This is a genomic window from Agromyces sp. H17E-10 (assembly GCF_022919715.1).
Lineage (GTDB): Bacteria > Actinomycetota > Actinomycetes > Actinomycetales > Microbacteriaceae > Agromyces.
On record NZ_CP095042.1, the window covers coordinates 1792603 to 1805719 of the forward strand.

Here is a 13117-nt window from a genome sequence, read left to right on the forward strand (position 1 = left end):
GGTGGATGTCTCGGGGTGGGTGGCCGCTCAGCCGGCAGGTGCGGGCGGGGTCGGCGTCGGGGTCGGCGTGGGGGTCGGTGTCGGGGTCGGCTCGGGCGGCGGGCACAGCTCGCCCGAGCGCGGGATCGGCTCCAGCTTGACGAAGTCACCCGTGAACACGAGGTCGTAGGCGACCGCGAGCGGCGCGTTCGTCGGGTCGGTCTGGCGCCAGTTGCGGATCTCGTACGAACCGCGCGCCGCCTCGGAGACGGTGACGCCGAGCTCGTCCTGGCTCGGGATGCAGCCGGCCGCGAAGTCGACCGTCACCTCGGTCGGGGCGGTCGTCGCGATCACGGCGACCTCGCCGGAGCACTTCGTGTCCCACCACGAACGCTTGCAGGTCTTCACCTTGACGTCGCCCGGCAGCCCCCAGGTCTGCAGCTGGAAGTCCTCGTGCCAGTCGCCGTACAGGTAGAAGTACGGCGTGAAGCCCTTCGAGGTCTCGACGACGGGGGCCTGCGAGAGCCGGTACTCGAAGTGGTCCCCGCTGCCGGCGGGCGCGGTCGCGACCGTGTACGTCAGCGTGCCGCTCGGCGGGTCGACGTCGTGGATCGTGTCGGCGCGGACCGTCTCGGTCTCGACGACGCCGAAGCCGTTCGAGGCGCACGCCTTCACGTAGTAGCGCTGGCTGTCCTGCAGCCCGGCGATCGTCGACGAGCTCGAGACGACCTCGGCACCGGAGGTCTGCAGCCCGCCGTCGCCGTCGGCCCGGCACGAGGCGTCGCCACGCTGCCACGCGAGATAGACGAGCTCCGACGCGCGGGCGCTGTGGTTCGCGTCGAGCCCGACGCCCGTGACGAGGATCGACGTGTTCGACGCCGCGGCGGCGGCGATGCCGTTGGGGCTGAGGATGGGCGAGCCCGCCACGGTCACGGGAACGACGAAGTTGCCGCCCTCGTTGCCGCCGCGCCCGGTGGGCGGTTCGTAGATGCTGATCGGCACGAGGGTGAGCATCTGCGGGCCGGGCGCGAGCGTGAGCTCGGCCGTCGTCGTGGCCCCGCGACGGTCGATGACCTGGCCCGTCTCCCGCACCCGGAACGAGCGCGCATCGCGCTCGGCCGAGATGCGCAGCTCGACGACGCCCGCGTTCGGGGCGGTCGTGCCCTCGCGGTAGACGACGGCGGGGACGGCCGACGAGATCACGGGCGCCTGGTAGCTCCACGTCTCGACGGGGCTCGTCGGGGTCGATGCGCCGACGCTGTTGACCGCACGGGCGGCGTAGCGGTGCCGTTCACCGGGGGTGAGTCCGCCGACCGTGCACCACCACACGCCCGGTGCTCCGGGCTTGCAGTCGGCGCGCACGGTGCGCTCGCCTTCGAGGATCTCGATGCCGGTCACGTCGGGGTGGGCGCGGAGCGCCTCGCCGAGCGACACCTCGAGCGTCACCGAGTTCGCCGTGTAGTCGGCCGTCGACACCGAGGCGGGAGCCTGCGGGAGCCCGAGCAGGTCGACGGTGAGGCGTCCGTCGCCCGAACGCCCCTGGGCGTCGGTCACGGTGAACGGCACGACGCACTCGCCGCCGAACGCGTTCTTGCCGCTCGGCCAGGTGACCGTGACCGACCGGTCGTCGACGGCGCGGATGCTCGCGACCTGGCAGCTGTTCGCGCCGGCCGACAGCCCGGCGAGCTTGAGGCCCGCGCCCGTCTTGCCCGCGAAGGGGTCGTACTCCCCCGAGACGCCGACGACGGCGATCGTGCAGGAGGCGCCGTCGCCGACCGAGCACTGCTGGGTGAACACCGCTCCGCGCGGGGTGTCGGGCGGAGCCTGGCCGACGACGAGCGTGATCGCCGAGGTGAGGCCGCCGAACGCGCTGATGCCGACGGTCGCCGTCTCGCGGGTGCCCGGGCGGGCGTCGGCGTGCGCCTCGAACGAGACCGTGTCGCCCTTCTGCTCGACGGTGAACGCGCTGCCCGAGTACGAGACCGAGTAGTCGAGCTTCGACCGGTCGCCCTCGCGTCCGCCCTCCCACGTCGTCATCTCGTCGTAGAGCTTGACGCTCTCGGCGGCGCCGGGCGCGACGGTTCGGCTCACGGCCGAGAGGATCGCCTGCGGGTCGCGCGGCACGATCGAGATCGGAACGCCGACCCACGACCAGCTCTGCTGGCCGTCGAGACGAACCGGTACGAGGCAGTGGTCGCTCCACGGGGCGTCCCGGCCGGCTGCGTACTCGGCGCTTCCGCCGGAGGCGGGGCGGCAGCTCGCGTTCGCACGCTGCACCGTGTAGCCGTCGGTGCCGACGTCGACCGAGTCGTCGGGCGCGAGGTCGAGCAGCTCCCGTACGTCGAACGCGACCTTCTGGTCCTCCTTGACCTCGATCTCGTCGAGGTCGCCGCGTAGCTGCACCCGCAGGTCGTCGGCCGCGGGTACGACGAGGAAGCCGAACGCCTCGGCGTCGCGCCCGGCCCGGTCGGTGCCGTGCACGCGGAACGGCACGAGCGCGCCGTCGTCGGGGAGCGGCCCGACGATGCGGTGGCCGTCGACGCGGTAGCCTGAGGGAGCCTTGCCCCAGAGCTCGAGCTGCAGCGCCGAGAGGTCGCCCGACGCCCACGTGACGTGGCCGGCGACGACGTCGAGCCCGTCCTTCGGCAGGTCGGCGCGCGAACGTGCGGTGACCACCGTGTCGGCGACGACGGGCGCGTCGGGCGACTCGCCCTCGGTGACCTTCACGACGATGAGGCCCTCGGCCGTCGACGAGGTCTTCGCGCTCCGCACGGTGTAGCGGTACGAGTTCGACCCGGCGACGTCGCCGGGGTGCAGCACGACGCGCCCCGCGGCCGGGTCGGTCGAGGAGTCGATGAGCTCGGCCAGGCGGTCGTACTCGGGGCTGCCCTCGGGTGCGTTCGGCACGACGCCGACGAGCTCGAGTTCGCCCTGCGCCGGGTCGAGGTCGTTGCCGGCGGGCTCGACCGTGACGGGCGTGGGCGCCGACTGCTGCACCCGCACGTAGTCGCTGAACGTCACGGGCGCCGCGTCGGTGACGGCGGCGGTGAGCACGCCCACGCGCACGCGCCCCTCGCCCTCCGAGCCTGACGCATCGCGAACGGTGTACTCGAACGACGGCTGCCCGTCGCCCGTGCCGTTCTCGGGCGCGGTGTAGACGATCGCGTCGCCCTCGGCGGAGATGGTCGCGATGCCGAGTCCGGCCTTCGGCTGGGCGACGCCGACGAGCACGGTGCGGTCGCCGTCGGGGTCCATGCCGGTCGACGGCACCGGGATGCGCACGCTCTGGCCGCTCAGCACGCGCGCGACGAGCGGGTGCGGCTGCGGTGCGCGGTTCGCGCCGTCGGGCAGCACCGTGACGGTGACCGTCGAGTGGTCCAGTCGTTCGGGCGCCTGCGCGAGTCCGACGGCGTAGCCGAGCTCGTAGGTGCCCGGGGTCTTCGGGGCGAGGTAGCGCACGTCGTCGCCCGAGGCGAACGCGAGCTCGCCGTCGGCGCCCGAGCTCGTCACCTCGGGGTGCACGACGAGCGCCTCGGCGCGCGGGCTCACGTCGTTGTCGGTCACGGGGATCGAGATGAGCTCGCCGGCGCGCATCGTCACGGTGTCGGGCATGGCGATGGGGCTGAGACCCGCCGACGGCGCGACGAGGAACACGCTGAGGTCGCCGGTCGCGGTCGCACCGGCGCCGTCGGAGACGGTGACCTTCGCCCGGCCGACGAGTCCGGGCTCGCCGTTGCGGGTGACGCCCGTCACTCGCACCTGCGACTGGGCGACGACGCCGACCCCCAGCTCGGGCGTGGCCGACACGGCGCCGGTCACGACGAGCACCCGTCCGCTCGTGTTCTGCGCGGCGCCGAGCACGTCGACCATCGTGTCCTCGCCCGCTCGCACGAACGCGGTCATCGGGGCGAGCGCGGTGGGTGCGCCGGGCGCGGCGACCGTCATGCGGATCGTCGCGGTCTGTTCGGCGCGGGTCACCAGGTCCTGCACGGTGAACGTCGCGAGGTAGGCGCCGGGCTTCTCAGCGGTGAGCTCGACCTCGCCGGCGGCGGCGTTCGGCACGACCGCGAGCCCGGCGCTCGCGGCGGCCGCGGTCGGCACGGCGTCGAGCAGTCGGATCGAGCCCGACCCGCCGCTCACGTGCTCGGCGATGTCGACGATCGCGGTCTCGGCGGCGCCCGCGGTCACCGCGACCGGTGCGACCTCGAGCGAGGCGTTCGTCGTGACCCGCACGTCGAGGGTCGCCTCGGTCGCGGCCCCGTTCACGTCGGCGACGGTGAGGCGCACCTGCACCTTCTCGGCCGCGGCGTTCGGGTCGGTGTGGCGGATCGCGACCCGGCCGTCGGCCATCGGCACGACGCTCACGGGGGCGCTCGGGTCGACCGGCTGCGCGTCGGCGAGCACGAACGGGTCGCCCTCGGGGTCGACCCAGCCGGGGAGCACCGACACGAGCGCCGTGCCGCCCGGCATGAGCTGCGGCTCGGGCCACGTCTGCAGGCAGTCGTCGACCCCGCACCAGACCGGTGCCGAGTTGACGTCGCCCGGCACGACGGTGAGTGTGACGGTGACCGGTGCCGAGCTCGCCGCGCCGTCGGTGACGGCGTAGGTGAACGTCGTCGACCCCGACTTCGCGCGCACCCGCACGGTCGGCGTCTGGTCGTTCGCGGTGAGCGCGAGCTCGCCGAACGCGGGGTCGGCGAGGCCGCCCGTGATCGAGGCCGGGTCGACCGTCAGCACGTCCTTCGCGTTCGGGTCGTGGTCGTTGTAGAGCACCGGCAGTTCGACCTGCTGACCGGCGCGCACCCCGAAGCTGTCGGCGACGGCGACGGGCGGCTCCTGGCGGGCGAGGTCCTCGACCTCCTCGGTGCCGACCCGGTCTTCGATCTCGTCGTCGAGCTCCCATTGCGCGAGCGGCACGAGGCGACCGTCGGGCACGGTCCAGACGAGGCCCGACGACGTCTCGTTGAGCACGGCACGGTCGCCGTTGCCCCGCAGGACGGGTGTGAGCGACTGCGGCCCGTCGCCGCCTGCGGTGCCCTGCGGCACCTCGAGCGGCACCGGTTCGCCGCCGTCCGACGTCCAGACCGAGCCGCCGTCGGTCGACAGCCAGGCGGCGACGAGTTCGTCGCCGACGAGGATGGGCTGGGCGGGCGCGCCCGTCGCGTCGACGATGCGGTCGGCATCGCCGCCGTCGAGCGGCAGTTCGACGAGGCCGGCCGAGTCGGCCACGTGCACGGATGCCTCGGGGCCGGAGCCCTGCTGCAGGCGGGCGTCGGCAGCCACGTCGAGGTCGACCGGCGCGTCGCGCCCGGCGATCCAGACGCGGCCGGCGGCGGGGTCGAGCATGACCCATCGCTCGCCGAGCACGGCGAGCTCGAGCCGGGCGTCGGCGGCGGGCGGCTCGGGCACGGCGACCTCGCCGCCGGTGAACTCGCCCGTGGACGCGTCGTAGAGCCGAACGGCCGCTTCGCGCCCGGAGTACATGGCGATGAGCCCGGCCGGCGAGACGCCGACCGCGGTCGCCGCGTAGGTCTCGTCGTCGCCGCCGTCGCCGCGCTCCTCGGCGTAGGGGTCGACGGGGAAGGCGTCGTCGCCGTCGACGCGCCCGGCATGCACGGTGCCGGTGTCGGTGCGGTAGGCGATCCAGTCGCCGGCCGTGACGACGTCGCGCGTGCCGGTCGGCGTCGGGACCGAGCCGCCGCCGTCCTCCGAGACGAGGTCGACGGGGTCGGCCGGGTCGATCGACCATCGCTGGCGCAGGCCCTGGCTGAAGATCGCCGCGGTCGAGCCCGACTGCACGATGGTGCTCGGGTCGTCGACGTCGCGCACGAGGTCGATCTCGGCGAGGTCGGTGTTGACGCGGGCGTACTGGCCGGCGTCGCGCGTGACCCAGATCGAGGTCTCGAGCTGCGGCACCTCCTGCGCCTCGTAGCCGTTCGCGGTGACCGCGAGGGTCACGACGGTCGCGACGGCGGCGACGCCGGCGATCGCACCGATGATCGCCCCGCGGCGGCGCGCCATCAGATCAGTCCCGACATGACGAGGCCGGCGGCGGCGAGCGCGATCACGACGACCGCGGAGCCGACGCCGATGAGCACGGGCTTCCACGCCCCGCCGCGCGCCCTGGCGGGTGCGAGCCCGCCGTCGTCGATGCGGGGTCCGGCGGGGCGGGCCGCGGCCGTCGCCGCGGCACGGCTCGCGCGACGCGAGTCGGGGTTCACGGTCGTCACGACCGGGCCTCGCTCCGCGGCATCCGTGAAATCGAGCGGGGCCGCGGCCGCCCACTCGGGTGAGGCGACCTCGAGGCTCGTGGGCGCGACGCCGAGCTCGTACTGCGCCCAGCGCAGCGCCTCGCCGAATTCGGCCATCGAGCCGTACCGGCGCGCGGGGTCGCGCTGCATCGCCGTCGAGAGCACGGTGTCGATGCGGGCCGGCACGCCGCGCGGGGCGAGCGGGGTGTACTTCGCGCCGAGCACGCGCCGCGACAGCTGGTCGACGGTGTTGCGGCTGCGATCGGGCAGCTCGAACGGGCTGTGGCCGGCGAGCAGGGTGTAGAGGGTGGCGCCGAGACTCCAGATCTCGGTGGCCACGGTGCCCGTGGTGCGTTCGCCGAGCACCTCGGGCGCGCTCCACGGGATCGACATCGCGAACGTGTCGCCGGCGCCGCCGTCGCCGATCGTGCCGGCGATGCCGAAGTCGGCCAGCACGGGCGCGCCGAGCGAGTTGACGAGCAGGTTCGACGGCTTGATGTCGCGGTGCAGGAGGCCCGAGCGGTGCGCGGTCTCGAGGGCGCCGGCCATGCGGACGCCGATGTCGAGCACCTCGCCGACCGGCATCGGACCGCGCTTCGACCGGGCGCCGAGCGACTCGGGGCAGTACTCCATGACGAAGTAGGGCCGCCCGTCGGCCGAGATCGACGCCTGGTAGATCGTCACGATCGACGGGTGCGCGCTCAGCCGGGCCATCGAGTCGGCCTCGACCGTGAACGCGCGGCGGGCCTCGGGGTCGACGACGTCGACGAGCAGCACCTTGACCGCGGTGACGCGGCGGGGCAGGTCCTGTTCGTAGAGGAACACGTCGGCGAACCCGCCCGTGCCGAGCGGGCGGACGTAGCTGTAGCCCGACAGGACCGGGGGTGCCGAGGGCAGGCGTTTGGCCACGAGCTGCGCCCCTCCTGCCGGCTGTTCGGGTCGCCGGCGGGGCCGGTCGGGTTCGGGTGACGGATGCCTCGCCGGAACCGTCGGCGAAGGCGAACTCCCCCGAGCGGCGGCGCGGCGAAGCCGCGGCATCCGGGGGACATCCTAAACGAGGCCGGTCGTGCCGCCGAATCGGCCGCCGGCCCGGATGGCGGGGCTGCGGTGCCGGTCAGTCGCCGGCGGCGTCGGCCGGGTCGTCGAGGGGGGTCAGCCGCAGCCGGTCGATGAGCTCGGCGGCGTGGTTGGTGCTGAGGATGATGCGGGCGAACTCGCCGCCCGCGAGCTCGAGCACGACGGCCTGGCGCTTGCCCTTGACGATCACGAAGTCGCTGCCGCCGTGGTACTTCCACACGCCGACGGCGACGACGAGGGGCACCTCGGTGCCGCGGCGCCGGATGCCGCGGATCCAGATCCACGGATCGTCGGTGATGGTCGCCGAGCGGATGTCGTCGCGCTGCACGACGAGGTCGTCGGCGCGGAGCGCGAGCGACTTCTCGGCCGCGGTGAGGTGGACCTCGACCCGGTCGTGATGCACGCGGAGCTTCGCCATGTACCCATCCTGCCCGAAAACGGGGCGGGTTGAGGAGGGAGCGCCAGCGACCGTCTCGAAACCCCGGCTACGCCGTCGCCGCAGCCGCCGCCTTCGCCGCCGCCGGCAGCACGTCGACGATGCGCGAGATCACGTCGTCGTCGTGCGCGGCGGTGACGAACCACGCCTCGAACACGCTCGGCGGCAGCGAGACGCCGCCGTCGAGCATCGCGTGGAAGAACGGCGCGTACCGCCATGCCTCCTGCCGCTGCACCGTCGCGTAGTCGCGCACCTCGGCTCCGGCGAGCTCTTCGCCGAACACGAAGCTGAAGAGGTTGCCGGCTCGCTGCACCCGGTGGGCGACGCCCTCCGCGGAGAGCGCGGCGGAGACGGCGCCCGAGATGGTCGCGGCCGCGGCATCCAGCTTCGCGTACACCTCGGCGTCGGCGGCGCGCAGCGTCGCGATGCCCGCGGCGACCGCGACCGGGTTCCCCGAGAGGGTGCCCGCCTGGTACACCGGTCCGAGCGGCGCGAGTCGCTGCATGATCTCGGCGCGGCCGCCGAGGGCGGCGACCGGCATGCCGCCGCCGATGACCTTGCCGAAGGTCATGAGGTCGGGGGTGTATGCGGACGCCTCGGCGCGGGCCTCGAGCCCCCACCAGCCGGCCTCCGAGACGCGGAAGCCGGTCAGCACCTCGTCGCTGATGACGAGCGAGCCGTTGGCGTGGGCGAGCTCGACGAGCGCGCGGTTGAAGCCCGGCGCGGGCGGCACGACGCCCATGTTCGCGGCCGACGCCTCGACGATGACGGCCGCGATGCGGTCGCCGTGCTCGGCGAACACGGCGCGGAGCGCATCGAGGTCGTTGTAGGGCACGACGAGGGTGAGCGCGGCGATCTCGGCGGGCACGCCGGCCGAGCCCGGGAGGGCGAACGTCGCGAGGCCCGAACCGGCCTCGGCGAGGAGGCCGTCGGAGTGGCCGTGGTAGTGCCCGGCGAACTTCACGAGCAGGTCGCGGCCGGTGAAGCCACGGGCGAGGCGGATCGCGCTCATCGTCGCCTCGGTGCCGGTCGAGACGAGCCGCAGCTGCTCGACGGGGGCGACGCGGCCCTCGACGAGCTCGGCCAGCTCGGTCTCGGCGGGCGTCGACGAGCCGAAGGAGAGGCCCCTGGCCGCGGCATCCTGCACCGCCTCGACGACCCGCGGGTCGGCGTGCCCCAGGATCGCGGGCCCCCACCCGGCGACGAGGTCGACGTACTCGCGACCCTCGACGTCGGTGAGGGTCGCACCCTTGGCGGAGACGAAGAAGCGGGGCGTGCCGCCGACCGAGCGGAAGGCGCGCACCGGCGAGTTCACCCCGCCCGGGATCGCGGCCTGTGCGCGGGCGAACAGCTCGGCGTTGGTGGCGGTCACGAGGCGTCTCCCTTGCGGATCCATTCGGCGAGCTCGGTCGCCCAGTAGGTGAGCACGGCGTCGGCGCCGGCGCGCTTGATCGAGCGCACCGACTCGATGACGGCGCGCTTGCGGTCGATCCAGCCGTGCGCGGCGGCGGCCTCGATCATCGCGTACTCGCCCGACACCTGGTACGCCCAGACCGGCACCTCGCTCGCGGCCGCGACGTCGGCGAGCACGTCGAGGTAGCCGCCCGCGGGCTTCACCATGACGACGTCGGCGCCCTCGTCGATGTCGATCATCGCCTCGCGCAGGCCCTCGCGGCGGTTGCCGGGATCGAGCTGGTAGCTGCGGCGGTCGCCCTCGAGGGTCGACTCGACCGCGTCGCGGAAGGGACCGTAGAACGCCGACGCGTACTTCGCCGAGTACGCGAGGATCGCGACGTCCTGCCGGCCGGCGTCGTCGAGCGCGTCGCGCACGGCGGCGACCTGGCCGTCCATCATGCCGCTGAGGCCGAGCAGCTCGGAGCCCGCGCGCGCCTGCGCCAATGCCATGGCGGTGTACCGCTCGAGGGTGGCGTCGTTGTCGACGCGACCCTGCTCGTCGAGCACGCCGCAGTGCCCGTGGTCGGTGAACTCGTCGAGGCACAGGTCGGTCTGCACCACCAGGCGGCCGGCGGATGCCTCGGCGGCGACGCCGGTCGCGACGTTCAGGATGCCGTCGGGGTCGGTCGCACCCGAGCCTCGCGCGTCGCGCACCGCGGGCACGCCGAACAGCATCACGCCGCCGACGCCTGCCGCCGCGGCTTCGTCGATCGCGCCCGGAAGGCTCTCGAGCGAATGCTGCACGACGCCCGGCATCGAGCCGATCGGCACGGGGGCGGCTGCGCCCTCGCGCACGAAGATCGGCAGCACGAGGTCGGCGGGGTCGAGGCGGGTCTCGGAGACGAGGCGGCGCAGGGCCGGCGTCTCGCGGAGCCGGCGCGGTCGGACGCGGGGAAGGGGCGCGGAACTCACCGAACCAGCCTACGCGCGCCCGGCTGGGCGCACGCCGGGGGTGCCGCCCGCTCCGCCTGATCCGTTCAGAGGGTGCTTTTCCGCAAGACACCGCCCCGAATCGCGCCCGCGGTTGCGCGAAAGCACCCCCGAGACGTCAGCGAGCGCGGGCGCGCGAGCGCGGGTCAGCGCGCTGCGCGCGGCATCGCGAAGATCCAGGCGCCGACGAGCACGAGCGCGGTGCCGACCGCGTGCCACACCGTGAACGGCTCGCCGAGCAGCCACACCGCGAAGACGATCGTGATGACGGGCGAGACGTTGCCGATGACGGCGGTGCGCTCCGAGCCGATCATGCCGATCGCCGCCGAGATGCTGTACGACGGGAGCACCGTCGAGACGAGCCCGATCGCGATGACGAGCGGCCACGCGTCGGCGGGCACCGCGAGCTCGCCGATCGGATGCGTGAGCGCGAAGTGCACGAAGATCGCGATGCCCGCGCCGCTCATCGCGATCGACGTGAAGAGCCCGGCACCCATCCGGTCGATGAGCGGCTTCGCGAGGATCTGGTAGACGGCGTACGCGACCGCAGCGCCCAGCACGAGCATCGATCCGAAGAGCACGTGCTCGCCCGCGAAGCTCAGGTCGCGCCAGAAGATGACCGCGATGCCGAGGTAGCTGAGCACCTGGCCGACGATCATCACGCGGGTCACTCGGCGCCGGAAGAACACCACCCCGAAGAGCACCACGAAGAACGGGTACAACAGCAGGATGAGCCGGTCGAGCTGCGCCGAGATGAACTCGAGCGCCGAGAAGTCGAGCAGGCTCGCGAGGTAGTAGCCGATCATGCCGACGCCCGCGGCCTGCAGCGCCGACGACACGTCGAGCACCCGCTCCCCGGTCGCGGTGCGTGCGTCGCGGTGGCGCAGCACGCCGACGATGCCGACGGTCGCGAACACCGGTACGGCGACGATCATGCGCCAGGTCAACGTCGTGAGCGAGTCGATGCCCTCGGCGAGCGCGAGCTTGACGACGATGCCCTTGGTCGCGAACGCGGCGGCACCGACGATCGCGAGCACGATGCCGAGGGAGCCCGCGATGGGTGCCCACCGGCGCCGCCTCGGCGATGGTTCGGTGAGCACCACGGATGCCTCGGGCGAACCGACCTCGGCCGAAGGGGTCTCGATACGCGTCCTCCTGCGTCGGGCGCTGCTCAAGCGGGCGGAGCGTCTACGCCAGCGCGGTCGCGGCGCCGACGACGGCGTCGATGAGCGACTCGGCGCTGCGCTCGCGCGCGATGACGTCGACGCGGAGGCCGACCTTCGCGGCGTCCTTCTTCGTCTGCGGGCCGATGGCGGCGACGAGCGTCGACTCGGGCAGCGGCCCGAGCTGCTGCTGCACCTGCTCGGCGACGCTGCCCGAGGTGACGAGCACGGCGTTCACCCGGCCGGCGCGCACGTCGTCGGCGACCTTCGCCGAGACGGGCACCCCGACGGTGCGGTACGCGACGACGGCCTCGACATGGTGGCCCATGCGCTCGAGGCCGATCGAGAGCACCTGCTTCGCGATCGCCGAGCGCAGCGCGAGCACGTGCAGGCCGGTGGCACCGCCGGTCGCGGCCTCCCATTCCTCGAGCATGCCGCGCGCCGAGTTCTCCTCCGAGGGCACGATGTCGGCGTGATAGCCCGCGGCGACGAGCGCGGCAGCGGTCGTCTCGCCGACCGCTGCGACCTTCGTCGTCTCGGGGATCACTGCGCCGTACGACGAGAGCACGTCGACGGTCGTCGCGCTCGTGACCGTCAGCCAGTCGAAGCCGCCCGCGGCGAGCTTCGCGAGCGCGGCCTCGAGCGCCGGCTGGTCGTCGGCGGGCGCGAAGTTGATCAGGGGGGCGATGACCGGGGATGCTCCGCGGTCGCGAAGTGCGGCGGCGACGCCGTCGCCCCACGGACCGCCGCGCGGCACGAGCACGCGCCACCCGGCGAGCGGCTTGGCACCGCCGGCCGACGCGGGCAGGTGGATCGCGCCCGTCATCGGTTCGAATTCGCTCACGGCTGCTCCTCTGGGGGAACGAGGGTTGCGGCGCCGTTGCCGAGGAGTTCTTCGACGACGCGGTCGGCGACGTCGTGGGCTGCGGCCGCAAGATCGGCGGCCGAGTGGCTGTCAGGAGTGGCCGCGTGCGAGCTGGTGAGTCGCCGCGTCCCGTCGGCACTGTACACGCTCGCGGTCAGGAACAGAAGTTCGTCCTCGACGAGTGCCGTCGCCCCGACCGGTGCGGCACAGCCCGCCTCGAGCCCGGCGAGCACGAGCCGCTCGGCGAGCGCGGTCGCCCGCGAGGAGCGGTGGTCGATCGTCTCGAGCGCCCGCTCGAGGTCGCGATCGCCGCGTTCGCGGCGCACCTCGATCGCGAGCGCGCCCTGACCCGGTGCGGTCGGCCAGTCGCCCAGCGAGAAGTGCTCGGTCGCGGCATCCAGCCGGCCGAGACGACCGAGGCCTGCGGCGGCCAGGATGACCGCATCGAGGTCGGCAGCCTGCCCTGAGCCTGTCGAAGGGTCGCCGTATACCCGACCGAGCCGGGTGTCGACGTTGCCGCGCAGGTCGACCGCCTCGATGTCGGGGCGGGCCGCACGCAGCTGCGCGATGCGCCGCGGCGAGCCCGTGCCGACCCGGGCGCCCTCGGGCAGCTCGGCGAGCGTGAGCCCGTCGCGCGCGCAGAGCACGTCGCGCGCGTCGACCCGCTTCGGCACGGCTCCGAGACGAAGGCCCGGGTGCTCGGCGGTCGGCAGGTCCTTCAGCGAGTGCACGACGAGGTCGCACTCCCCGGCGAGCAGCGCCTCGCGGAGGGCGGCCGCGAACACGCCGGTGCCGCCGATCGACGAGAGCGACGCGCGCGACGTATCGCCCTGGGTCGTGATCGGCACGAGCTCGATCTCGGCGTTCGCCGCCTTCGCGATGCGCTCGGAGATCTGCTTCGTCTGCGCCATCGCGAGGGCGCTGCCGCGGGTGCCGACCCGGATGACGGGACCGCCCTGCC

General features: G+C 73.7%; 8 protein-coding genes. All 8 read right to left on the reverse strand.

Annotated elements, in window-relative coordinates; genetic code table 11:
- Window positions 1-27 precede the first annotated feature (27 nt).
- The 8 genes from MUN74_RS08010 to hemC all read right to left on the reverse strand — a co-directional run bounded on the left by MUN74_RS08010 (window position 28) and on the right by hemC (window position 13067).
- Window positions 28-6000: an Ig-like domain-containing protein gene (locus MUN74_RS08010; RefSeq protein ID WP_244855961.1), complete on the reverse strand. Its 5973-nt coding sequence runs from the start codon at window positions 5998-6000 to the stop codon at window positions 28-30.
- On the reverse strand, window positions 6000-7139 hold the full coding sequence (locus MUN74_RS08015) for a serine/threonine-protein kinase (RefSeq protein ID WP_244855962.1): 1140 nt from the start codon (window positions 7137-7139) through the stop codon (window positions 6000-6002). The genes MUN74_RS08010 and MUN74_RS08015 overlap by 1 nt, the downstream gene beginning before the upstream one ends.
- A 205-nt stretch (window positions 7140-7344) precedes the next feature.
- Window positions 7345-7725 carry a hypothetical protein gene (locus MUN74_RS08020; RefSeq protein WP_244855963.1) on the reverse strand — a complete coding sequence of 127 codons (381 nt, stop codon included), beginning with the start codon at window positions 7723-7725 and terminating at the stop codon, window positions 7345-7347.
- Between the two features lie 67 nt (window positions 7726-7792).
- On the reverse strand, window positions 7793-9139 hold the full coding sequence (gene hemL / locus MUN74_RS08025; protein WP_370647363.1) for a glutamate-1-semialdehyde 2,1-aminomutase: 1347 nt from the start codon (window positions 9137-9139) through the stop codon (window positions 7793-7795).
- Complete coding sequence (gene hemB, locus MUN74_RS08030) at window positions 9112-10110, reverse strand: porphobilinogen synthase (protein ID WP_244855965.1); 999 nt, start codon at window positions 10108-10110, stop codon at window positions 9112-9114. Before hemB ends, hemL begins: the two co-directional genes overlap by 28 nt.
- 164 nt (window positions 10111-10274) lie before the next feature.
- The gene (locus MUN74_RS08035) at window positions 10275-11303 is read right to left on the reverse strand and encodes a DMT family transporter (RefSeq protein ID WP_244855966.1); all 1029 of its coding nucleotides are present in this window, start codon (window positions 11301-11303) and stop codon (window positions 10275-10277) included.
- Window positions 11304-11316: 13 nt separating this feature from the next.
- The gene (locus tag MUN74_RS08040) at window positions 11317-12117 is read right to left on the reverse strand and encodes a uroporphyrinogen-III synthase (RefSeq protein WP_244856390.1); all 801 of its coding nucleotides are present in this window, start codon (window positions 12115-12117) and stop codon (window positions 11317-11319) included.
- A 14-nt stretch (window positions 12118-12131) separates the two neighbouring features.
- Window positions 12132-13067, reverse strand: coding sequence for a hydroxymethylbilane synthase (gene hemC / locus MUN74_RS08045; protein ID WP_244856391.1), 936 nt, complete (start codon window positions 13065-13067; stop codon window positions 12132-12134).
- Window positions 13068-13117: the final 50 nt, after the last annotated feature.

What these genes read in the sequence shown, in the direction of transcription:
- MUN74_RS08010 (WP_244855961.1), bottom strand. Translation starts at nt 6,000, where the DNA reads ATGGCGCGCCGCCGCGGGGCGATCATCGGTGCGATCGCCGGCGTCGCC.
- MUN74_RS08020 (WP_244855963.1), bottom strand. Translation starts at nt 7,725, where the DNA reads ATGGCGAAGCTCCGCGTGCATCACGACCGGGTCGAGGTCCACCTCACC.
- hemL (WP_370647363.1), bottom strand. Translation starts at nt 9,139, where the DNA reads ATGGATCCGCAAGGGAGACGCCTCGTGACCGCCACCAACGCCGAGCTG.
- MUN74_RS08040 (WP_244856390.1), bottom strand. Translation starts at nt 12,117, where the DNA reads ATGACGGGCGCGATCCACCTGCCCGCGTCGGCCGGCGGTGCCAAGCCG.
- hemC (WP_244856391.1), bottom strand. Translation starts at nt 13,067, where the DNA reads ATGGCGCAGACGAAGCAGATCTCCGAGCGCATCGCGAAGGCGGCGAAC.